The 21,222-nt window shown below is 74.1% G+C and carries 21 protein-coding genes; 19 read left to right on the forward strand and 2 right to left on the reverse strand.

What is annotated here, in order from left to right:
- The first annotated feature begins 137 nt into the window (after positions 1-137).
- From ACFVYI_RS34015 to ssuE, 13 genes are all read left to right on the forward strand, one after another.
- Complete coding sequence (locus tag ACFVYI_RS34015; RefSeq protein WP_387892719.1) at positions 138-1,145, forward strand: L-tyrosine/L-tryptophan isonitrile synthase family protein; 1,008 nt, start codon at positions 138-140, stop codon at positions 1,143-1,145.
- Between the two features lie 34 nt (positions 1,146-1,179).
- Complete coding sequence (locus tag ACFVYI_RS34020) at positions 1,180-1,989, forward strand: TauD/TfdA family dioxygenase (protein ID WP_387892721.1); 810 nt, start codon at positions 1,180-1,182, stop codon at positions 1,987-1,989.
- 94 nt (positions 1,990-2,083) lie between these two features.
- Positions 2,084-3,322, forward strand: coding sequence for a styrene monooxygenase/indole monooxygenase family protein (locus ACFVYI_RS34025; protein WP_387892723.1), 1,239 nt, complete (start codon positions 2,084-2,086; stop codon positions 3,320-3,322).
- Positions 3,319-4,470: an LLM class flavin-dependent oxidoreductase gene (locus ACFVYI_RS34030; protein ID WP_387892725.1), complete on the forward strand. Its 1,152-nt coding sequence runs from the start codon at positions 3,319-3,321 to the stop codon at positions 4,468-4,470. The genes ACFVYI_RS34025 and ACFVYI_RS34030 overlap by 4 nt, the downstream gene beginning before the upstream one ends.
- On the forward strand, positions 4,467-5,705 hold the full coding sequence (locus ACFVYI_RS34035) for a styrene monooxygenase/indole monooxygenase family protein (protein ID WP_387892727.1): 1,239 nt from the start codon (positions 4,467-4,469) through the stop codon (positions 5,703-5,705). Before ACFVYI_RS34030 ends, ACFVYI_RS34035 begins: the two co-directional genes overlap by 4 nt.
- Before the next feature lie 28 nt (positions 5,706-5,733).
- A complete protein-coding gene (locus ACFVYI_RS34040) occupies positions 5,734-6,255 on the forward strand; it encodes a cupin domain-containing protein (protein ID WP_387892729.1) in 522 nt (173 codons plus the stop codon).
- Positions 6,256-6,314: 59 nt separating this feature from the next.
- Complete coding sequence (locus ACFVYI_RS34045) at positions 6,315-7,511, forward strand: MFS transporter (RefSeq protein ID WP_387892731.1); 1,197 nt, start codon at positions 6,315-6,317, stop codon at positions 7,509-7,511.
- Between the two features lie 125 nt (positions 7,512-7,636).
- Positions 7,637-8,497, forward strand: coding sequence for a sulfurtransferase (locus ACFVYI_RS34050; protein ID WP_387892733.1), 861 nt, complete (start codon positions 7,637-7,639; stop codon positions 8,495-8,497).
- 90 nt (positions 8,498-8,587) lie between these two features.
- The gene (locus tag ACFVYI_RS34055; protein WP_387892734.1) at positions 8,588-9,394 is read left to right on the forward strand and encodes an SDR family NAD(P)-dependent oxidoreductase; all 807 of its coding nucleotides are present in this window, start codon (positions 8,588-8,590) and stop codon (positions 9,392-9,394) included.
- Positions 9,391-10,755, forward strand: a complete 1,365-nt coding sequence (locus ACFVYI_RS34060) for an aminotransferase class V-fold PLP-dependent enzyme (RefSeq protein WP_387892790.1) — start codon at positions 9,391-9,393, stop codon at positions 10,753-10,755. The genes ACFVYI_RS34055 and ACFVYI_RS34060 overlap by 4 nt, the downstream gene beginning before the upstream one ends.
- A gap of 75 nt (positions 10,756-10,830) precedes the next feature.
- The gene (locus tag ACFVYI_RS34065; RefSeq protein ID WP_387892735.1) at positions 10,831-11,745 is read left to right on the forward strand and encodes an LLM class flavin-dependent oxidoreductase; all 915 of its coding nucleotides are present in this window, start codon (positions 10,831-10,833) and stop codon (positions 11,743-11,745) included.
- 318 nt (positions 11,746-12,063) lie between these two features.
- Positions 12,064-13,635 carry an FAD-binding oxidoreductase gene (locus tag ACFVYI_RS34070; RefSeq protein WP_387892736.1) on the forward strand — a complete coding sequence of 524 codons (1,572 nt, stop codon included), beginning with the start codon at positions 12,064-12,066 and terminating at the stop codon, positions 13,633-13,635.
- Between the two features lie 165 nt (positions 13,636-13,800).
- Complete coding sequence (ssuE, locus tag ACFVYI_RS34075; RefSeq protein WP_387892738.1) at positions 13,801-14,391, forward strand: NADPH-dependent FMN reductase; 591 nt, start codon at positions 13,801-13,803, stop codon at positions 14,389-14,391.
- 54 nt (positions 14,392-14,445) lie between these two features.
- Here the strand turns inward: ssuE and ACFVYI_RS34080 are convergent, their stop codons facing one another.
- Positions 14,446-14,643 (reverse strand): hypothetical protein, encoded by a 198-nt coding sequence (locus tag ACFVYI_RS34080; protein WP_387892739.1) that lies wholly within the window; start codon positions 14,641-14,643, stop codon positions 14,446-14,448.
- A 259-nt stretch (positions 14,644-14,902) separates the two neighbouring features.
- On the opposite strand from ACFVYI_RS34080, the gene ACFVYI_RS34085 reads away from it, so the two are divergent.
- Positions 14,903-15,139: a toxin-antitoxin system HicB family antitoxin gene (locus ACFVYI_RS34085; RefSeq protein ID WP_360641271.1), complete on the forward strand. Its 237-nt coding sequence runs from the start codon at positions 14,903-14,905 to the stop codon at positions 15,137-15,139.
- Positions 15,136-15,564: a fic family toxin-antitoxin system, toxin component gene (locus ACFVYI_RS34090; protein WP_387892741.1), complete on the forward strand. Its 429-nt coding sequence runs from the start codon at positions 15,136-15,138 to the stop codon at positions 15,562-15,564. The genes ACFVYI_RS34085 and ACFVYI_RS34090 overlap by 4 nt, the downstream gene beginning before the upstream one ends.
- 90 nt (positions 15,565-15,654) lie before the next feature.
- Here the strand turns inward: ACFVYI_RS34090 and ACFVYI_RS34095 are convergent, their stop codons facing one another.
- Positions 15,655-16,593 (reverse strand): GNAT family N-acetyltransferase, encoded by a 939-nt coding sequence (locus ACFVYI_RS34095; RefSeq protein WP_387892743.1) that lies wholly within the window; start codon positions 16,591-16,593, stop codon positions 15,655-15,657.
- Between the two features lie 235 nt (positions 16,594-16,828).
- Between ACFVYI_RS34095 and ACFVYI_RS34100 the strand changes: the two genes are divergently transcribed.
- From ACFVYI_RS34100 to ACFVYI_RS34115, 4 genes are all read left to right on the forward strand, one after another.
- Positions 16,829-17,809, forward strand: a complete 981-nt coding sequence (locus tag ACFVYI_RS34100; protein WP_387892745.1) for a RimK family alpha-L-glutamate ligase — start codon at positions 16,829-16,831, stop codon at positions 17,807-17,809.
- Positions 17,806-18,666, forward strand: coding sequence for a RimK family alpha-L-glutamate ligase (locus tag ACFVYI_RS34105; protein ID WP_387892747.1), 861 nt, complete (start codon positions 17,806-17,808; stop codon positions 18,664-18,666). The genes ACFVYI_RS34100 and ACFVYI_RS34105 overlap by 4 nt, the downstream gene beginning before the upstream one ends.
- 52 nt (positions 18,667-18,718) lie before the next feature.
- Positions 18,719-19,549 carry a putative RNA methyltransferase gene (locus tag ACFVYI_RS34110; RefSeq protein ID WP_387892749.1) on the forward strand — a complete coding sequence of 277 codons (831 nt, stop codon included), beginning with the start codon at positions 18,719-18,721 and terminating at the stop codon, positions 19,547-19,549.
- A gap of 211 nt (positions 19,550-19,760) precedes the next feature.
- A complete protein-coding gene (locus tag ACFVYI_RS34115) occupies positions 19,761-21,179 on the forward strand; it encodes an AAA family ATPase (protein ID WP_387892750.1) in 1,419 nt (472 codons plus the stop codon).
- Positions 21,180-21,222: the final 43 nt, after the last annotated feature.

The raw sequence follows: 21,222 nt of genomic DNA on the forward strand, positions 1-21,222 counted from the left end.
TTCCGTGCCGCCCGGCACGGACACGAATTCAGGAGCGGTGAAATGAGTGTGCAACCAGGAATTCCGCCCGAGCCCGCCACGTGCGGACCGCACGATTCCGGCTTCGCGCCCCGACGGGCATGTTGTCTGGAGGAGTGTTGAACCACGACACCACGGGGGAGCCGTCCGCCCGGACGGCATCGGAGCGAGTACTCGAACTGCTCTACCGGTACCAGCGGGTCGACGAGGCGCTGGCGGCCGAACCGGCCGGTGGGGCGGACGGCACGGAGACTTCCGGAAATGCGCGGTGCGAGGCGTGCTCCGAAGTACACCGCGCCAAGATGGAGCGCTTCACCGCGCGCAATGAGCCCATCCATTTCGTGGTGCCGGCCTTCCCGGCGAAGTCCCCGAACCAGGGCAAGGTGCTCGGCGCGCTGCCGGACCTCGGCGAGCAGCTGGCGGTCGGCTTCCTGCAGTCGCTCTGCGACTACGTGCGGCACTTCTACGGGCCGGGCGCCCGGGTCACGATCTGCTCCGACGGCCACGTCTTCGGCGACGTGGTCGGGGTGAGCGACGGGGCGGTGACCGCCTACCGGCAGGTCCTCGCGGACATGATCGGCACCTCGCACTGGTCGGCGCTGGACCTCTTCGGCCTGGACGACGCGTTCGGCAGCCTCGACTACCCGAAGATGCGGCGCGTTCTGGAGGAGAACTACTCCGCGACGCTGGAAGAACTCAAGGAGAACGTCCGCACCGACCGGAACACGCGCGCGCTGTTCAACGGAATACACCGCTTCATGTTCGAGGACGCGGTGGCGCGCCAGGGCGGCGAGACGACCCGGAACCAGCTCCGGAAGAACTCCAAGGACACCGCCTACCAGACCATTCTCCGGAGCAATGCGTGGAGCCGGCTGGTCGCCGAGAAGTTCCCCGACGCGATACGCCTGTCGATACACCCGCAGCCCCCGCACTCGGAGAAGTTCGGGCTCCAGCTCATGCCGACCAAGGACGGCTGGCTGACCCCGTGGCACGGCGTGGTGCTCGACGACGGCGTCAGCCGGTACCTGGTGAAGCGGTGGGACGCCGAAAACCTCCAGGCCTCCGTCGTCTGGCGGGACGGCCGGCCCAGCCATTTCGTCGCCCCGCATCTCGCCGCCCGCCCCTAGGGCCGCCACCCCTCAGAAAGGAGGACGACGCGACATGACGACTCCCAAGCCCTCGGCCGCGGATCTGCGCCACATTCCGCTCCGCCCGTTCGGCCGCGTGGTCGAAGCCCCCGGCGGGAATGCCCGGATCGCCGACATCCCGGTGGACACGCTGGCCCGCTGGACCGAGGAATCGCGGGTCCTGGTGCTCCGCGGATTCTCGCTCCTCGAAAAGCAGGAATTCGCCGACTACTGTCGGAAGTGGGGCGAAGTCCTGAAGTGGGAGCCGGGCGAGGTCATCGACCTGGTGGTCGAGGACAATCCCCGCAACTACCTGTTCGCGAGCGGCGACGTGCCGTTCCACTGGGACGGCGCCTTCGTCGAGGCCGATCCGCGGTACTTCTTCTTCCAGTGCCTGGACGCGACCCCGGGGGCCGGCGGGGAGACCGTCTTCTCCGACACCACCGCCGTCTACCGGGACGCCGACCCCGAGCTGCGCGACCTCTGGGCGCGGATCAGCGTCACCTACACCACCGAGAAGATGGTGCACTACGGCGGCGAGGTCACCGAGAAGCTCGTGGCCCAGCACCCCGGCACCGGTGTGCCCGTGCTGCGCTTCGCCGAGCCGCTGGACCCCGCGGTGTACAAGAACCCGGTGTCCGTCCGGGTCGACGGCATCGACGGCGCGCAGGCCGAGGAGTTCGTCGCCTCGATGGCGCAGCGGCTGCACCTCCCCGACTACTGCTACGCCCACGACTGGCGCCGGGGCGACATCGTGATCGCCGACAACATCGCGCTGGTGCACGGGCGCAATGCCTTCAACGGGCCGACCTCCCGCCATCTGCAGCGGGTCGAGGTCATCTGACCCGCTCCGGTCGGCTTCCGACACTCCCGACGACTCCCGTCATCACCCGTCAACGCCCGGAGGCCACCATTTCCGGCACAGGTGGAGCGAGAACATGAGTATTGGCATTGTGGGAACCGGGATCTCCGGTCTTCATCTGGCGCTGAGGCTACGGCAGTTCGGCATCGACGCCACGCTGTACACGGCGCAGGAGCCCGACGACATCCGCAGCGGGCCGCCGTTGAACTTTGTCACTCGATTCGACTCCACCCGGGAACGGGAATCCGCGCTCGGCGTCACCGAATGGTCCTCGGCGGCGTACGACAACGCGTGGATGCACCTGAACGTGGAAGGCCCGGACGGGTTCTCCTTCCGCGGCCGGCTCCCGAAGCCGGCCAGCTCGGTCGACTTCCGGATGTACCTCGCCACGCTGCTGGAGGAGTACCGGCGGCGTGGCGGGGACCAGGTCCGGCTGCGGGTGGCCGACCGGGCCGGGCTGGACCGGCTGGCCGAACGCCACGACCTGGTGGTCGTGGCGGCCGGGCGGGGCGCGCTCACCGACGTCTTCCCGCGGGACCCGGCCCGCTCGCCCTACCTCGCGGCGCCGCGCCACCTCGCCGGCGGCCTGTTCCACGGGGTCCGGCCGCCGGAGCCGGCCGGGATGACGATGCACATGGTCCCCGGGGCCGGAGAGATCCACGCCCCGACCTACCACTCCTTCGCCGGGCAGGTGACCGCCGTACTCGTCGAGGCCGTCCCGGACGGCCCGTTCGGGGCGCTGACCGGGCGGGACCGCCGCGGTGACCCGGACGGGTTCGCCAAGGAGGTCCTCGCCCTGGTCACCGCCCACGCGCCCGCCCTGCGGGAGCGCGTCGACGAGCAGGACTTCGCGCTCGCCCGGCCGGTGGACCTGCTCCAGGGCGCCGTCGTCCCGGTGGTCCGCCGGGGCTGGGCCCGACTCGACGGCGACCGGTACGCGCTGGCCGTCGGCGACGCCTGGATCGCCAACGACCCGCTCACCGCGCAGGGCGCCAACCTCGGCTCCGAGCTGGCCTTCCTCCTCGCCGACGTGCTGCGCGAGCACGCCGGGCCCTACGACGAGGCGTTCTGCCGCGGCGTCTCCGAACGGATGTGGCAGCGCGCCCAGCCCGTCGTCGACTGGACCAACCTGTTCATCGGCCCGCCTCCGGCGCACATGGGCACCCTGCTCGCCGCCGCCGCGGGCGACCAGCGGGTGGCCGACGCCTTCGTCGCCCACCTCGACCGGCCGGACGCCATGTGGCGCGGCCTCGCCAGCCCCGGGAGCACCGACGAGTTCATCGCCCGGGCCCAGTCCGTGAGGAGCGCAGCATGAGTGTCGAGGTCGGCCTGGTCTGGGACGCGGTCGGACGGATCGAGGACGGGCGGGGGCTGCTCGGACTCGCCCGCCAGGCCGGCCTGGACACCTTCCTGGTCTTCGACCACCTGATGAACGTCTTCCCCCGGCAGGCCTGGGACACCGACTTCAGCCATGTCGCGGCGGGCCTGCCGACCCCGGACCGCTGCCTCGACTTCGCCACCGTGCTCGGCAACTTCGCCCCGCAGGCCGGCCCGGTCCGGCTGGCCATCGGGGTCACCGACCCGAACCGGCGCCACCCCGCGGTGCTCGCGCAGACCGCGCTGACCCTCGCCCAGCTCACCGATCGGGCACCCGTCCTCGGCATCGGCGCGGGAGCGCTGGAGAACCTCGTGCCGTACGGCGTGCCTCACGACCACCAGGTGGACCGGGTCGAGGAGGCGCTGCGCGTCCTGCGCCTGCTGCTCTCCGGCGAGGGCCCGCACGACTTCCGGGGCACCTACTTCTCCCTCGACCGGGCGTTCATCACCCCCGCCCCCGAGGGCCGCACGCCCCGGATCTGGCTCGGCGCCAACCGCCCGCGGATGCTCACCCTGGCCGGCCGCCACGCCGACGGCTGGCTCCCCTCCGAACTGATGGCCCCCGAGGAGTACGCCCGGCGGCTCGACGTGGTGCGGGCCGCCGCCGTCGACGCCGACCGCGACCCCGACACCATCGTCGCGGCGGGCGGCGTCCCGATCGTGGTGGCGCCGACCGACGCCGCCGCGCAGGACCTGCTGCGGGCCACCCCGATCCGCTACCTCGCGCTGCACGCGGGCGCCCGGGCCTGGCGGCGGCACGGCGCCGCCCACCCCTTCGGCGAGGACTACCGGGGCCTGGTCGAACTGCTGCCGCACCTGCTCACCCGCGCGGAGGTGGAGCGGGCGCTCGCGGTGGTGCCCGACGAGGTGGTCGCCGACCAGGTCATCGCGGGCAGCCGGGAGACGGTGCTCAAGCGGATCGGCGAGCTCGTCGACGCCGGTATGCGCCACCCCATGCTGATCCCCGCCTCGGCGCTGGCCTCGCCGGAGGCCGCCGGCTACACGATCGAGTCGGTCGGCTGGCTCGCCGCCCGGCTGCGCTCCGACGCCGGCCCGGGCGCCGGCTCCGAGGCGGTGTCCGCATGACCGGCGTGGGCATCATCGGATCCGGCATCTCCGGCCTGCAACTGGCGCTGCGCCTGCAGCAGTCGGGCGTCCCGGCGACGGTGTACTCGGAGCACGGCGTCGACGGCCTCAAGGGCGGCCGACCGCGCAACTTCCCCGCCCGGTTCGGGCAGACCCAGCAGCGGGAGCGGGAACTCGGCGTCCACGAATGGGAGTTCGCCGACGCGCAGGTGCGGCACTGGGCGGTCACCATGCACACCGGCGAGCCGCGGCCGCTGGAGTTCCTCGCCGACCTGCGGCCGCCGTCCAGCGTGGTCGACTTCCGGATCTACCTGCCGCGGCTGCTCGGCGCCTTCGTCGACCGCGGCGGTGAGCTGGAGGTCGGCGACCGCCCGGTCGAGGAACTCGCCCGGCGCCACGACCTGCTGGTCGTCGCCAACGGCAACCGGTCGGTGCGGCGGCTGTTCCCGGTCGACGCCGACCGCTCGCCGTACAGCACGCCGCAGCGCGTCCTGTGCGCCGGGATCTACTTCGGGATCGACGAGGAGGTGCCGCACTCCCTCGACATCCACTTCCTGCCCGGCGCCGGCGAGATCCTGCGCCTGCCCTTCCACTCCCCGGCCGGCCGGGCCGACGTGCTCGCCTTCGAGGCCGTCCCGGGCGGCCCGCTGGAGTCCGCCTGCCACCTCGACGCCGACGCCGACCCGGCGGCGTTCCACCGGCACGTGCTCGACCTGGTAGCGGCCCACGCCCCGGGTCTGCGCGAGCGGATCGACACCGCCGGCTTCGCGCTCACCGCGCCCGGCGAGCTCGCCCAGGGCGCCATCACCCCGGTGGTCCGCCGGGGCTGGGCCCGGCTCGACGACGGCACCTGCGCGCTGGCCGTCGGCGACGCCTGGATCACCAACGACCCGCTCACCGCCCAGGGCGCCAACCTCGGTTCGCACAGCGCCTTCGCCCTGGCCGAGCTGATCACGGGCCACCAGGGGCCCTACGGCGAGGAGTTCTGCCGGGACGCGTCCGCGCGGCTGTGGGAGCACGCGCGCCACGTCGTGGAGTGGAGCAACGCCTTCCTCGCCGAACCCGCGCCGCACGTCGCCGCGCTGTTCGGGCGGGCCGCGGCCGACAAACGGGTGGCCGACGCGTTCGTCGGCAACTTCAACGACCCGGTCTCGATGTGGCGGGCGCTGTCCACCCCGGAGGGCGTGAGCGCCTTCCTCGCCGACTGCGAGCGGACCGCACCGGCCGCCCCCTGAGCAGAGCCACGACCACCGGAGGAGCGCAATGACCTTTCCCGACATGGCCCGGGACGAGAAGGGCCGGCTGATCCCCGAGTCCGAACAGACCGCGGTGTGGCTGCTCGGCGGCCTGGCCCAGATACGCGTGCCCGGCGAGGCCACCGGCAACGCCTTCACCGTCGTGCAGCACACCGGAAACCGCGGCTACAACACGCCGCTGCACATCCACGACTACGAGGACGAGGTCTTCATGGTCCTGGACGGCACGCTGCGCATGATCTGCGACGGGCAGGAGCTCGTCGCCGAGGCCGGCAGCACGATGATCGTGCCGCGGACCGTTCCGCACGGCTTCGTGACGACCTCGCCGAACGCCCGCTTCCTCACCATCCACTCCACGCCCCAGCCGGACCGCAGGCCGCAGTTCGACCTGTTCCTGAAGGCGGAGATCCCGCACGCCAGGGCCCTCACGCTGCCCACCGAGGACGTGGGCGGCCCGGACCTCGACCACATCATCGCGCTGGGCACCACGTACGCGTACCGCTACGCGGGTCCGCCGCCGACCCCCTGACGGTCGCTCCGGCCCCTCGGCCGGCCGGCCAACGCTCCCGTTCCGACAGAAGAGACACCATGTCGTTGAAGCTCCTTTCCCTGATGCTGTGCGTGTTCGGCATCACCACCGGCGAGTTCGTCATCGCCGGCATCCTGCCGGACGTCGCCGCCGACCTCGACGTGTCGATCCCCGCGGCCGGTCTCCTGGTCACGGCGTACGCCATCGGAATGATCATCGGCGGCCCGGTGCTCACCGCACTGACCGCCCGGTACCCGCGCAAGCCGCTCATCGTCGGCCTGCTCGTCATCGTGATCGTCGGCAACGTCGCGTCGGCGCTGGCGCCCGCGTACGCCGTGCTGTTCGCCGCGCGCATCGTCACGGCGCTGGTGACCGCCACGTTCTTCGCCAACGCGATCGTGATCGCCGCGTCCACGGCCCCGGAGGGCAAGCAGGCCTCGACCGTGTCCAAGCTGGTCTTCGGGATGAACCTCTCGATGATGCTCGGCGCGCCCATCGGCACCTTCATCGGCGACCACTTCGGCTGGCGCGCGACCTTCGCCGTCATCGCCGCGGTCTGCCTGGTCGGTCTGGTCCTGGTGCTGCCGCTGGTACCGGACGTCGCGGCCTCCACCACCAGCGCGGTGGCGGAGCTGCGGGTGTTCCGCAACCGCAACGTCCAGCTGGCGATCGGCATCACCGCCGTCGCCAATATGGGTCTGCTCATGGTGTTCACCTACTTCTCGCCGCTGCTCACCGACCTCACCGGCTTCGCCGACGGGGCCGTCCCGCTGCTCCTGCTCGCGTACGGGGTGGGTGCGGCGGCCGGCAACTTCGTCGGTGGCTGGCTCTCCGACCGCTCCCTGATGGCCTCGCAGGTCGGCCTGCTGGGCCTGCTCACCGCGGGCCTGCTGGTGATGTGGGCGGTCAGCGGCGGCACCGTGGCCACCGCGGTGATGGTGTTCGTGATCGGCGCGCTGGGCTTCTCCGTCATCCCCGGCATGCAGACCCGGGTGCTCACCACCGCCAGTTCGGCGCCGACCCTGGCGATCGCGGTGAACGCCTCCGGCTACCAGCTCGCCGCCGCCCTGGCCGGCTGGCTGGGCGGCCGGGTCATCGACGGCCCGGGCCTGCGCTCCGTCTACCTCGCCGCCGCCGCCGTCACCGTCCTCGGCATCCTGCTCAGCTCCTACGCCTGGCACCGGGACCGCACCAGCAGCAGCGGGGCGGCCGGCACCGGGACCAAGGAGCGGACGGCCGAGACCTCGCCGGCCTGACGCTCCGCCCGGCGGGGCCGCGCCCGGTGCGCCGGCCGGCCCCGCCCGGTCCGCTTCGCCCGGCCCCGTGCGGGGGCCGGGACGCCCGCCGGGGCCACCCGGCCGTCACTCCACGAGGGGCAACCATGGGTCGTGATTCCGTCCTGGTCACCGGCGACTGGGCCGAGCGTCGTCTCGGCACCGCAGGAGTGGTCTTCGTCGAGACCGGCAACGAGGACACCGAGTACCGCAAGGGCCATCCGCCGGGCGCCGTCTGGATCAACTGGAGCGAACTCCAGGACGACCTGCGGCTCGGCGTCGTCGGCCCGGCGGCGTTCGAGCGGCTGATGCGGGCCAAGGGCATCGGCGAGGAGGACACCGTCGTGGTGTACTCGGCCAACGCCAACCTGCTGGCCACCCAGCTCTACTGGTACCTCACCCTCCACGGCCACTGCTCCGTGCGGCTGCTCGACGGCGGCCGCCGCAAGTGGGAGCTGGACGGGCGCCCGCTCACCACCGCGCTGCCCGACCGCCCGGCGACCGGCTACCTGGTCACCGGGCCGGACCCGTCCGTCCGGGCGACCCGGGACGACGTCCTCGCCGCCATCGGGCAGCGCAACATCATCGACGTCCGGAGCCCGGAGGAGTACTCCGGGCTGGTCTTCGCACCCGGCTTCGCCGGAGCCGCCTTCGCCGCCGGCAACAACCCGCACGAGGTGGCCCAGCGCTCCGGCCACGTCCCCGGCGCGGTCCACCTGCCCTGGGAGGCCGTCGTCGACGCGGACGACACCTTCCGCTCCGACGAGGAGCTCGGCCGGCGGTTCGCCGGCCTGGAGCCCGCCCGCGGCACCATCACCTACTGCTGGGTCGGTGCCCGCTCCGCGCACTCCTGGTTCGTCCTGCGCGAGCTGCTGGGCTGGCCGGACGTCCGCAACTACGACGGTTCCTGGGCCGAGTACGGGTCACTGATCGGCGTGCCGGTCGAACGCGGCACCCCCGGCGACTGAACCGAGCACCTCCCCACCCACTCCACGCTGATCCTCCGAGCCTGAAGGGAGCGGGGCCGGCCCGGCCTCGGGCGGCCCCCACCACTTGCCATGAACGAACGCAACACGACGCGGTCCCCGCTCGGCGCACCCGCCCGGGACCGGCTGACGGGCAAGGTCGCCCTGGTGACGGGCGCCAGCTCCGGCATCGGCGAGGCCGCCGCGAAGGCACTGGCCGCGCAGGGCGCGAGCGTGGTGCTGGCGGCCCGGCGCCGGAGCGAACTGGACCGGGTCGCCGGGGAGATCACCGCCGCCGGCGGCGCCGCGATCGCCGTCACGGCCGACGTCACGGTCGACGAGGACGTCGCGGCCGCCGTCCGCGCGGCCGAGCAGCACTACGGCGGCCTGGACATCGCCTTCAACAACGCCGGGACGCTGGGCACCCCGGGCCTGGTCGCCGACCAGAAGCCGGAGGCCTGGACGGAGGACCTCGGCCGGGTGCTCACCAGCGTCTTCCTGTCGATGCGGCACGAGATCCCGGCCCTGCAGCGGCGCGGCGGCGGGGTGATCGTCAACAACGCCTCGCAGCTGGGCGTGGTCGGGTTCGGCGCCGGGATCAGCGCCTACGTGGCCGGGAAGCACGGGGTCGTGGGCCTCACCAAGGCCGCCGCGCTGGAGTACGCCGGGGAGAACATCCGGGTCAACGCCCTCGCACTGGCGACGGTGGACACGCCGATGTACCGCTCCTCGGTGGGCGGCAACCAGGAGATGGTCGACATGTTCACCGCCCTGCACCCGCTCGGCCGGATCGCGAGCGCGCAGGAGGCGGCCTCGGCGGTCGTCTACCTGGCCGGCGACGAGGCGGGTTTCTTCACCGGCTCGGTGCTGGTCATGGACGGTGGATGGACGGCCCGGTGACGCCCGCGACCGCCGCGGGGCCGCAGCGGGCCACCCGGACCGTGCCGGAGGTCGTCGGCGGCGACCTCAAGGTGCCGCTGGTGACCGGGGCCCTGGTGCCGTACGCCAACCTCGACTACGCGGCGAGCACTCCCAGCCTGGCGGCCGTGCGGCACGCGGTGGACGGCATGCTGCCCTGGTACAGCAGCGTGCACCGCGGCGCCGGGTTCGCCTCCGCGGTCTCCACCCGGGCCTACGAGCGGGCCCGGGACACGGTGCGCCGCTTCGTCGGCGCGGCCCCGGACGCCGAGGTGGTGTTCACCCGCAACACCACCGACGCGCTCAACCTGCTCGGCCGCGCGCTGCCGGCCGGCACGGCGGTCTTCCGGTTCTCCACCGACCACCACGCCGCCCTGCTGGCCTGGCGCGGCTCCCCGGTGTACCGCCTCGCCCGGCCGGCCACCGCGGCGGACGCGGTGACGGCGCTCGCGAAGGCGCTCGCCGACGCCCCCAGGGGGCCGAAGCTGGTGGTGATCACCGGGGCGTCCAACGTGACCGGGGAGCTGTGGCCGGTCGCCGACCTGGCGGAGGTGGCCGGCGGCCACGGCGCGCGCACCGTGCTGGACGCCGCCCAACTGGCCGGCCACCGGCCGCTGGACCTCGCCGGCTGGGGCGTGGACTGGGCCGCGCTCTCCGGGCACAAGCTGTACGCGCCGTTCGGCGCCGGCGCCCTGGTGGGCTCCGCCGACTGGCTGGACACCGCCGACCCCTACCTGGCGGGCGGCGGGGCGACGGCCAGGGTCGCCGAGGAGGGCGGCCGGGAGAGCGTCCGCTGGTCGGCGCTGCCGCACCGGCACGAGGGCGGCTCGCCGAACGTGGTGGGCACCCATGCGATGGCGGTCGCCTGCCGGACGCTGACCGCCACCGGCTGGGACGCCGTCACCCGGCACGAGCAGGCGCTGACGGCCCGGCTCCGCGGCGGGCTGGCCGCCGTCCCCGGGGTGCGCCTGCTGGACCTGTGGCCGGGCGGACACCCGCGGCTCGGCGTGGTCTCGTTCAGCGTCGCCCGCTGCGGTGACGCGCCCGCCGACCAGCGGCTGGTGGCCACGGCGCTCTCCGCGGAGTACGGGATCGGCGTCCGGGACGGGGCGTTCTGCGCGCACCAGGCGGTCCACGCCCTGCTGCGCGACGCGCCCGGGCACCAGGGCGACCGCGCGCTGCGCGCCAGCATCGGCCTCGGCACCACCGAGGAGCACGTCGACCGCCTGGTGGCGGCACTGGGGGAGCTGGTGCGGCACGGACCGCGCTGGACGTACGACCACCCGGAGGACGGCTGGCGGCCCGTACCGGACCCCCGGCCGGTGCCGGAATTCCTCCGATGAGCGGGAATTCCGCGCGGCCGTGCCGCGGATGACCGTTTCTCAGTAGGCTCCGGCACCGGAAGGAGAGTGCCCGACATGACCGGACCACGCACGATCGAACAATTGGACAATCCCGCCCGTCCCGTCCGCCGATTCGGCGTCATGCTCTATCCGGACCAGCCTTTCCCGGTGTTGGTGGAACGGCTGGGATGGCTGGAGGAGCTCGGTTTCGACCAGGTCTTCGTGCCCGATCACAGCGCGGACCTGCGCGACCCGAGCGGCCTCTGGTTCGACAGCTGGACCGTGCTGGCCACGGCGGCGGTGACCACGCGGCGGATCCGGATCGGCACCCTGGTGGCCAACCAGATCCTGCGCCCGCCGGCCCAGCTGGCCAAGCAGGCGATCGCCCTCGACCACCTGTCCGGCGGTCGCTTCGACCTGGGCATCGGCGCCGGGCTGTTCCCCTGGGACCACCACAGCGTGGGGCAGGAGCCGTGGTCGCCCAAGGAGCGGGCCGAGCGGTTCGCCGACTACGTGGCGATCGTCGACGGCGTGCTCCGCGGCGGGGTGTTCAGCCACGACGGCGGCCGGCTGTGGGTCAAGGACGTGGTGACGGTGCCCGGTTCGCTGCAGTCGCCGCGGCTGCCGCTGACCGTCGGGGGCCAGTCGCCGACGCTGATCCGGGTGGCGGCCGCGTGCGCCGACGCCTGGAACACCCACGGCCCGCCGGGCGCCGGCGCGCTGGAGGTGCTCGGCATCACCGCCGAGCAGAACCGCCGGCTGGACCGGCTGGCCACCGAGGCCGGCCGCGACCCCGCGGACATCCGGCGCGGGTACACGGTCTTCGGGCCGTGGGACCCGAGGAGAGGACGGCACGGCTACGAGGAGATCTTCGAACGCTTCACCGGAGCCGGTGTCGCGGATTTCGTCCTTGACTGGCCGGGGGAGGCCCATCGGGAGGAATTCGAACGAGTCGCCCGTGAGGTGATTCCGCCGCTGCGCGACAGCTGACGGCGACCGCACACCACGGGGGATTTCACGACGCGATCCTGTCCCACGTGTCGGCCGGGGCGACCCGGCCGATCCGTGAATGCCGCACGGGGGCCACAGGAATTCGGCAGGTCATCGCATTCGGGCGGTCCGCCCGGATTTCGCGTGAAGAGAAAAGGTGTGACAGAGATGATCGAAGACGTGGCCGGCAGGGCCACCACGGGGGCTTCGGACGACGGGGGCGCGTCGGACGGGGGTAGCGCGCCGGACGGCGGAGGAGTCGCGGACGGCGGCGGAGGGGCCGGGGACAGGGGTGCGGGAGCCGCGGACGGCGGCGGAGTGCTGACGGACCCCCTGCGGACCCGGGGCGGGATCACCGTGACCAAGGCCGACCGCCAGTACGAGGACCTGGTCAGCGGACTCAACCAGCGCTACGTCGCGGCGCCCGACTCCATCCGGCTGGTGGGCACCACCGAGGAGGTGGTCGCCGTCGTCCAGGAGGCCTTCGACCAGGGCAAGCGGCTCGCCGTGCGCTCCAGCGGGCACTGCTACGAGGACTTCGTCCACAACCCGGACGTCCGGATCATCCTGGACATGTCCGGCATGCACGCGGTGGGCTACGACCCCCGGCTCAACGCGATAGCCGTCGAGTCGGGCGCCACCAACCTGCGCACCTACCAGACCCTCTACCCGGAGTGGGGCGTCGTCGTCCCCGCCGGGTTCTGCTACTCCGTGGCCATGGGCGGCCACGTCAGCGGCGGCGCCTGGGGGCCGCTCTGCCGTCTGCACGGTCTGGTCGTCGACCACCTGTACGCGGTCGAGGTGGTCGTGGTCGACGGGGCGGGCCGGGCCCGCGCGGTGATCGGCACCCGCGACCCGAAGGACCCGAACAACGACCTCTGGTGGGCCCACACGGGCGGCGGTGGCGGCAACTTCGGCGTCGTCACCCGCTACTGGTTCCGCTCGCCGGGCGCCACCGGGCGGGACCCGCGCGCACTGCTGCCCAAGCCGCCCGAGGAGCTCCTGGTCAGCGCCGTCAGCTGGCCGTGGGAGGAGTTGAGCCGGGACGAGTTCGTCCGCCTGGCCCGGAACTACGCCGACTGGCACGTGGCCCACCTCGGGCCCGACGACCCGGCCCGGGCGCTGATCAGCCAGCTGGTGCTCAACCACCGCAGCGCCGGCCAGATCGGCATGCTCGTCCTGGTGGACGCCTCGGCGCCGGACGCCGAGCGCCTGCTGGCCGACTACCTGGAACACATCGGCGACGGCATCAGCGTCGAGCGCGGCGCGCTGACCCGGCACATGGGCGAACTGCCCGCGCTGCCCCAGTTCGCCGCCCCGCGCCGGCTGCCCTGGCTCAAGGCGGTCCGGCTGCTCGGCACCACCAACAGCGTGCTCAACGACCCGACGCTGCGCGCCGAGTACAAGTCCTCCTTCATGCGCGCCGGCTTCCCCGACGGGCAGCTCGACGCGCTCCACGAGCACCTCACCCGCGAGGACGTGGCCAATCCGAACATCAGCGTGCAACTGACCTCCTACGGCGGCCGGATCAACGCGGTCGACCCGGCGGCGACGGCGGCGCCGCACCGGGACGCGGCCTTCAAGATGCTCTGGCAGGTGTTCTGGAACGACCCCGCCGAGGACGACCGCAACATCGGCTGGGCCCGCGACTGCTACCGGGCGGTCTACGCCGACACCGGTGGTGTGCCGGTGCCGAACGGGATCACCGACGGCTGCTACGTGAACTACCCGGACATCGACCTCGGCGACCCGCGCTTCAACACCTCGGGGGTGCCCTGGCACGACCTCTACTACAAGGAGAACTACCCGCGCCTGCAGCGGATCAAGGCGGCGTGGGACCCGCACAACGTCTTCCGGCACGGCCAGTCCGTCGAGCCGCCCACGGCCTGAACGGTGGCCGGCGGGGCGGCCTGAGGCGGTGCGGCGCCCGGCCCCACTCGGGCGCCGCACCGCCGGGTGTCTGCTGCGGCGTCCTGCCGTCGCCGTTCCGCTGCCGCAGTGTCCCGCCGCTGCCGTGTCCCGTCGCCGCTGCGTCCCCGCGAAGGAGCCCTTCCGATGACCTCCCTGCTCGCGATATCCGCCAGCCCCTCGGCCGGCTCGCGCACCGCCGCGCTGACGGCCCACCTGGTCCAGCTGCTGGCCGAGGCCGGCTTCCGGACCGGGCACGTCCGCGTCCGCGACCTGCCGGCGGCGGAGCTGCTCGCCGGGCGGGCCGAGAGCACGGTGCTGCGCGAGGCCCTGGACGCGGTGGCCGCCGCGGACGGGGTGGTGGTGGCGTCACCCGTCTACAACGCCGCCTACAGCGGTCTGCTGAAGACCTTCCTCGACGTGCTGCCCCGCTCCGCACTGGCGGGCAAGACGGTGCTGCCGGTGATGACCGGCGGGAGCCTCGCCCACGCCCTCGCCCCCGACTACGCGCTGCGGCCGGTACTGACGGCGCTCGGCGCGCGGTACGTCGTCCGCGGCGCCTTCGTCCTCGACGGGGCGATCGAGCCGCGTGACGGCGGTCCGCCGAGGCTGGCGCCGGATGCCGCGCCCCGGCTGGAGCGGGCGGTGGCGGACTTCCTGGCCGCGCTGCCGTCCGAAGCCCCCGGTGAGCTGCCCACGGCCGGGCGGTCCGGCCCCGGCGCCCTCGCGCGGAGGTGACGCAGGCGGCCCCCGACGATCCGGGGGCCGCCTGCGGCGATGGGCCGGGACTGCTCAGGACTCGCGCCGCTCCTCTTCGTCGGCGCTGTGCGGCAGGGTGATCCCGTGCTGGGCGGCGAGCCGCAGGAGTCCGGCGATCCGGCCCTCGTACGCCTGGACGCCGTCGGCGTCCTCCTCGGTCCGGGCCGCCGCGAGTTCCTTGCGGGCCTGGGCGAGCTGCTCACGCAGCTCCTGGTCGAACATCGCTGTCATTGCCGGCCTCCACACCGGTCGGTGCCGCTCCAGGGAATGCTCGGGGCAGTTCAGAGTCTACGAAGATGAAGAACTCTTCAAGTCCCGCCCCCGTGGCGCCCGGGTGGCGTTTCCCGTGGCCCGCCGGCACCGGCGTCCACCGGTCCCGCCGCCTATCGCTCCCGGGGCGCCGCCGGGTGCTGCCGGTGTGCCGCCGGGGCGTGCGGCGGGCTCGCGTGCGCCCTTGTTGTGCTAGCACTTCAGCGCTAGCTTGAATTTCATGGGTAAGAAACAGCTGAACGTCCGGGTGGACGCCACCACCGCGGAGATGGCCCGGGAGCGGGCGGAACAGCAGGGGATCAGCATGAACCAGTACATCGAGCGCCTGGTCCAGCAGGACATGGGCGAGGCCGGGCGGGCGTTCGTCGACGCCGCCGCGCAGTTCATGAAGGAGTACGAGACGGCCTTCCTCGCCGAGTTCGGCGAGCGCGGCGACCTTCAGGACGTGCGCCGTTGAACCTGGAGGTCGACCTCTCGTGGCTGCTCATGACAGCCGAGCAGTACACACCCGGTGATCCGCAGGTCACCGACTACGGATCGCTGCTCGCGGCGGTCGCCCGCCATCAGGCCGAGATCTTCGACATCGCCGTCTATCCCGAACCGCAGGACCGCGCCGCCGCCCTGATGCACCAGCTCATCCGGGTGCCGGCCCTGGAGAAGACCAACGAACTGTTCGCCACCGCCGTCGCCTACGCCTACCTGGTGGCCAGCGGCTGCACGGTCGCGACCACCGCCCGCGAGGTGCGCAGCCTCGCCCGGGCCATCCGCGAGGGGCGGCTCGGCGTGTCCGGCGTCGCCGAGCGGCTGGCCGCCTGGGTGGTGGACGAGGCCGAGGGCGAGGACGTCAGCGGTGAGGACGGCGGTGAGGACGGCGAGGAGTAGGGCCGGGGCCCGTCGGGCGGGCGTCGGACCTCGGGTGGTGGGCCTGTCGGTGCCGGCGGGCCCACCACCCGGTGTCGGGGGAGCGGACGGTCAGGCCCCGGCCGGCTCGGTCGAGGCGGGCTCCGTCGTGGCGGGCTCGATCGGGGCCGGCTCGGTCGCGGTGGCCCCGGTTGCGGGGGGCTCGGCGATCAGGGCGGTCGCGAACGGGCGGAAGCCCGCCCGGCGGTAGATCCGGGCGACGTCCTCGTCGGCGGCGGAGAGGAAGACCGTCCGCACGCCGTTCGCCCGCGCGTGCGCGACCAGCGCCGCCGTCACCGCCAGGCCGAGGCCGCGCCGGCGTGCCGACGGCAGGGTGCCGACGCCGGCCACCTCGGTGACCGTGCCGACCGGGTTGTGCTGGCCGGCGCAGAGCGCCGTACCGTCCTGGACGGCCGCGGCGAGCACGGTGCGGCCGGCGGCGATCCGCCCGGCGATCCGCGCGACCGCTCCGTCCGCCGCCAACTGCTCGGCGGCCAGGGTCAGTTCGTCCGGGCCGGCGAGGCCGAGGCCGGTGCCCGGCTCGCCGAATGCCAGGTGCGGGACGGCCGTCGCGCTCGCGAGGTCCGGGTCGCCGGGCGTCAGGACGCGCACCGACACCTCTGCGGCCGGTGCGGGCGCCGGCAGGGCGGGCTCCTCGTCCGGGCCCAGCACCAGCAGCGGGTGCTCGTGCACCGCGAGTCCGGCCCCCTCCACGGCGGAGCGCAGCAGCGGATCGTGCTCGGCCACCCACTCGAAGGCCTGCGGTGCGCCCAGCTCGCGCTGGCGGGCCAGCACGCGCAGGACGTCCTCGGCGGTGACGGCCGGGCCGGTGTGGCCGAGCGTCGGGCGGGCGTAGAACGGCCAGCCCTCGCCCTCGCGGACGAACAGGCTCAGCGGGCCGAAGTCCTCGACGCGGGCGGAGCTGCGCGGTACCGCGTCGTAGTAGCGCTCGATCTCGTCGAGGAGGGCGCGGCTGGCGGGATCAAGATCGACAGAAGTCACGCCGTGCATCCAAGCAGGCCTGTCGCGTTCCTGCCAGCGCTTTGCGGCAGGCCGGTGTGCGGACGGTCGGTGTGCGGACGGTCCCGCGCGCCGGGGGCCCGGGCATTTCGGACCGATTGTTGCCGAATGCTTACAGGCCGGGCGATCTTGCGTGCAAGCCCCGTGGCATCCTGGGGCTTTTACAGCTCCGCCGGATGCGACGGCGGACGCCGGCACGGGGAGAGGCGAGGGGGATGACAGGCTCATGAGGCTCTGCTTTCTGGTCGAGGAGCACTACCGGCACGACGGCATGCCGCTCGACGTGGTGCGCCAACTCACCGCCTGGGGACACCGGGTGGACGTGCTGCGCCCCGGGAACTCGCTGATGGCGATCTCCGAGGCGGTGCGGGCCGGCAGCCATGACGCCTGGGTGCTCAAGACCGTCTCCGGCGGCCCCGGCCTGACCCTCCTGGAGGCGGCCGCCGCCGTCGGTCTCACCACCGTCAACGACGTCCGTTCCATCCGCGGCGTCCGGGACAAGGCGCTCGCCGCGGTGATCGCGCGCACCCGGGGCCTGCCCGTCCCGGTGACCTACGCCGCCGCCCGCTGGGAGCGGCTCGCCGAGATCCCGGCCTCCGAATACCCCCTGGTGGTCAAGCCCGCCGACGGCAGCTCCGGGCGGGCCGTGCGGCTCGTCCCCACCCCCGACCACCTCGTCGCACTCGGCCCCGAACTGGCCGGTGAGGGCCTGCTGATCGCCCAGCCCTACGTGCCCAACTCCGGCACCGACCTCAAGGTCTACTGCGTCGACGGCGAGCTCTACGCGACCGAGCGCTGCTCCCCGCTCCACCCCGGCCAGGGCGTGCGCGAGCGGCAGGTGCCGCTCGGCGGCGACGTCGCGCGGATCGCCGCCCAGGTCGGCGAGGTCTTCGGCCTCGACCTCTACGGAGTCGACGTACTGCTCGGTCCGGACGGACCGGTCGTCGTCGACATCAACGACTTCCCCAGCTTCCGCCAGGTGCCGGACGCGGTCGCCCGGGTCTCCCGCGCCGTGCTGCGGCTGGCCCGCACCGGCACCGCGGTCTCCGCTCCGGCGCCCGCGCTGGTCCAGGAGCCGACCGCGTCGGCGACGGAGCCGGTGCGGCTGCCCGCGCAGGGCGCGGCCGTGGGCGTGGGCGGCGCGGGGCTGATCGACGGCCTGGGCCGCACCGACCTCGTCAACGGCGCGGTGGGCGGCGCGATATGAGGATCTGCCTGCTCACCTCCGACCCCGGCCACCCGGTCCTCGCCGCCACCGCCGCCCTGCTGGCCCCCCACCACCGGGTCGAGAGCCTCGACCCCGACGGCGGTGACGCCCCGCCCGCCGAACTCCTCGGCCCCGGCCCGCTCGCCGACGTCTACCTGCTCAAGTCCCACACCCCGCGGGGCCTCGCGCTCGCCCGCCACCTGGAGGAGCGCGGCGCCCCCGTCGTCAACTCGGCCGCCGCGACCGCGTTCTGCCAGGACCGTACGGGCATGGCCGAGCTCGCCCACCGGTCCGGCCTGCCGTTCGCCGACACCCGCACCGCCGCCACCATCGCCGAACTGCCCGACCCCGACCACCCGCTGGTGATCAAGAGCCGGCACAGCCGCCGGGGCGACCTCGTCGCCCGCGTCGACGACGCCGCCGGGCTGCGCGCCCTCGCCGACCAGTGGCCCGACGAACCCGTGGTGGCCCAGCCCTACCTGGCGGGCACCGGCTGGGACCAGAAGATCTGGGTCGTCGCCGGCCAGGTGTTCTGCGCCCGCCGACGCTCCGAACTCGCCGAACCCGCCGCCGAACCCGCCGACGGCGGGGCGTTCGGCCCCCGGGAACTGCCCGCCGACCGCGCCGAGCTGGCCCGCCGGGTCGGCGAGGTCTTCGGCCTCGACGTCTACGGCGTCGACCTGCTCGACGGCCGCGCCGAACCGGTGATCGTCGACATCAACGCCTTCCCCGGCATCCGCGGCCAGGCCGGCGCCCCCGAAGCCCTCGCCGCGCTCGCCCTGCGCGTGGCCCGGCAGGGCGGCGGCCACCGCCTCCCGGCACAGCGGGATGCGGACCGGGACACCGCCGGTCGTTAGGCTTGTCCTTTCCGGCCGGACCGCACGACCGGACGGCGAGAGAAGACGGACGTTGCTGCAGGACATCCAGCCCTACCTGGCCTGCCCGCACTGCGCGCAGGCCCTCACCCCCGACGGGCGCGCCCTGCGCTGCCCCGCCGGGCACAGCTTCGACATCGCCAAACAGGGCTACGTCAGCCTGCTCGCCGGCGACGCGCACACCGGCACCGGTGACACCGCCGACATGGTCGCCGCCCGCAGCGAGTTCCTCGCCGCCGGCCACTACCGCCCGATCGCCGACGCGCTCGCCGACGCCGCCGCGGCCGTCGCCCCCGAAGGCCTGGTCGCCGACCTCGGCGCCGGCACCGGCCACTACCTCGCCCACGTCCTGGACGCCCTGCCCGACCGGCCCGGCGCCGCCCTCGACATCTCCAAGTACGCGCTGCGCCGCGCCGCCCGGGCCCACCCCCGGATCGGCGCCGTCGTGTGCGACGCCTGGCGCCCGCTGCCCCTGCTGGACGCCGCCGCCGGCCTCGTCCTCAATGTCTTCGCGCCGCGCAACGGCCCCGAGATCCGCCGGGTGCTGCGACCCGGCGCCACCCTGCTGCTGGTCTCGCCGACCCCTCGCCACCTGCGTGAACTCGTCGGCGCGCTCGGTCTGCTCTCGGTCGACGAGGAGAAGCAGCGCCGGATCGACGAGAAGCTCGGCCCCCACCTGACCCCGGCGGGGCGACAGGAGGTCGAGTTCGGGCTGCGGCTGTCCGCCGCCGACGTCCGCACGGTCGTCGGCATGGGCCCGAGCGCCTGGCACACCGACCGGGAGCGGCTGGCCGCCCGGCTCGCCGACCTGCCGGACCCGGTCGAGGTCACCGCCTCCGTGACGGTCGCCGCCTACCGGCGCTGAGCGGGGCGCCCCTGGCCGAGGTGGTGGGGCGGGGCCGGCCTCGGGAGCACCGACTCCGGGGGCGGCGGTCGGTGGCGCCTCGTGCGGTGGCTCGCGCGGCCCGCAGTGGTTCGTGCGGCGCCCCGCGCGGTGCCGTGTGCGGCGCCTCATTGGGATGAATCTGGCGGGCAGGCACGTTTCTGCCGCCCGAGCGGCGGCTAACGTCCGACGGGTGAACCGCGACGCCACCCGGCCCGCCGTGCCGGCCCACCCCCATCAGCGGACCCCGGACCCCGGCCCGCCGCCCGTGCAGCGCCCCACCGTCGAGGAGATCCGGCTCACCTCGTTCAAGTCCTACCGGCGCGCGGTCCTGCCGCTCGCGCCCCTCACCGTGCTCCACGGGCCCGCCGGCGTCGGCAAGTCCAACGCCCTCGACGCCCTCGCGGTCCTGTCCCGGCTCGCCCTCGGCGAGGAGATCACCGACTCCCTCGACGGCCTGCCCGGTCTCGGCGGTCCCCTGGCCACGCCCGTCCGCGGCGGCCTCGCAGGCTGCGTCCCGCACGGCCGCGACGCCCTCATCCTCGGCTGCACCGTCCGCTCCGACGAGGGGCCGATCCGGCTGGAACTCGTCATCCGCACCGACGGCCCGGTCCGGATCGCCCGCGAGCAGCTCACCCTCGACGGCCGGACCCTCGTCGAAACCGGCGAGCAGGACCTCCGCCGGCACCGCGTCAACGTCGGCTGGCACAACGACACCCGGCAGGGCGACATCCGCGCCCCCTTCCCCAACACCACCCTGATCACCGCCCAGATCCCCCTGCGGGTCGCCGGATCCTCGGCCGGCGAACGCACGGTGCTGGCCGCCACCGAACAGGTGCTCACCGCGCTGCGCGAGGTCTTCCCCGTCCACCCCGTGCCCGGGCTGATGCGCGACTGGGCCCGCCCCGACCCGCAGGCCCGCCTGCTCAGCACCGCCGCCAACATCTCCGCCGTGATCGCCCGGCTCAGCAACGAATGCGGCCGCCGCTACGGCCAACTGCTCCGCGTCGTCCAGTCCGCCGCCCCGCACCCCCTGCTCGGACTCGACCTCGCCCACCGCGGCGCCGGCGCCGACGAACGGGTCCTCGCCGTCTTCGACGAAGGCGTCCTCGGCCGTACCGGCGCGGACCAGGCCTCCGACGGCATGCTGCGCCACCTCGCGTTCGCCGCCGTCCTGCTCACCGGCGCCGGGGTGCTCGACCTCGACGTGGCCGCCGAGGTGCCCTGGGCGCACCGGCAGCTCACCGTGCTGGCCGAGGACCTCGGCGCCGGGCTCGGCACCGAACAGGCGGCCTCGCTGCTGCGGCTGGCCCGGGAGATGGCCGGGCGCAACCAACTGCGGGTACTGGCCGCCCTCCAGGAGCCGGCCGCGGCGCGGGAGGCGCTGGGCGGGCCCGGCGAGCTGCCGCCGGAGGTCGCCCTCGTCGAGTGCCGGCGCGACCCGGGCTCCGGACACACCGTGCTGCGCACGGAGACCGCGCGGGTACCGGCCCAGGCCGCGCGCGGGGAGGGGGCGGCGCTGGGGCCGGGTGCGCGTGCGGGCTCGGGTTCGCGGCCGGGGCCGGGGCCGGGGCCGGGGCCGGGGCCGGGTTTGGGGGCGTCGGGCGCTTAGGGGGTCGGGGGTTCGCCCGACGGGCGGGCGCGGCCCCGGATGC

Source organism: Kitasatospora sp. NPDC058218 (assembly GCF_042882445.1).
Lineage (GTDB): Bacteria > Actinomycetota > Actinomycetes > Streptomycetales > Streptomycetaceae > Kitasatospora.

Bases quoted from the DNA above. Each gene is read 5' to 3' on its own strand.
- ACFVYI_RS34020 (WP_387892721.1), top strand. From the start codon at position 1,180: ATGACGACTCCCAAGCCCTCGGCCGCGGATCTGCGCCACATTCCGCTC.
- ACFVYI_RS34025 (WP_387892723.1), top strand. From the start codon at position 2,084: ATGAGTATTGGCATTGTGGGAACCGGGATCTCCGGTCTTCATCTGGCG.
- ACFVYI_RS34030 (WP_387892725.1), top strand. From the start codon at position 3,319: ATGAGTGTCGAGGTCGGCCTGGTCTGGGACGCGGTCGGACGGATCGAG.
- ACFVYI_RS34035 (WP_387892727.1), top strand. From the start codon at position 4,467: ATGACCGGCGTGGGCATCATCGGATCCGGCATCTCCGGCCTGCAACTG.
- ACFVYI_RS34040 (WP_387892729.1), top strand. From the start codon at position 5,734: ATGACCTTTCCCGACATGGCCCGGGACGAGAAGGGCCGGCTGATCCCC.
- ACFVYI_RS34045 (WP_387892731.1), top strand. From the start codon at position 6,315: ATGTCGTTGAAGCTCCTTTCCCTGATGCTGTGCGTGTTCGGCATCACC.
- ACFVYI_RS34050 (WP_387892733.1), top strand. From the start codon at position 7,637: ATGGGTCGTGATTCCGTCCTGGTCACCGGCGACTGGGCCGAGCGTCGT.
- ACFVYI_RS34055 (WP_387892734.1), top strand. From the start codon at position 8,588: ATGAACGAACGCAACACGACGCGGTCCCCGCTCGGCGCACCCGCCCGG.
- ACFVYI_RS34065 (WP_387892735.1), top strand. From the start codon at position 10,831: ATGACCGGACCACGCACGATCGAACAATTGGACAATCCCGCCCGTCCC.
- ssuE (WP_387892738.1), top strand. From the start codon at position 13,801: ATGACCTCCCTGCTCGCGATATCCGCCAGCCCCTCGGCCGGCTCGCGC.
- ACFVYI_RS34080 (WP_387892739.1), bottom strand. From the start codon at position 14,643: ATGACAGCGATGTTCGACCAGGAGCTGCGTGAGCAGCTCGCCCAGGCC.
- ACFVYI_RS34085 (WP_360641271.1), top strand. From the start codon at position 14,903: ATGGGTAAGAAACAGCTGAACGTCCGGGTGGACGCCACCACCGCGGAG.
- ACFVYI_RS34095 (WP_387892743.1), bottom strand. From the start codon at position 16,593: ATGCACGGCGTGACTTCTGTCGATCTTGATCCCGCCAGCCGCGCCCTC.
- ACFVYI_RS34100 (WP_387892745.1), top strand. From the start codon at position 16,829: ATGAGGCTCTGCTTTCTGGTCGAGGAGCACTACCGGCACGACGGCATG.
- ACFVYI_RS34105 (WP_387892747.1), top strand. From the start codon at position 17,806: ATGAGGATCTGCCTGCTCACCTCCGACCCCGGCCACCCGGTCCTCGCC.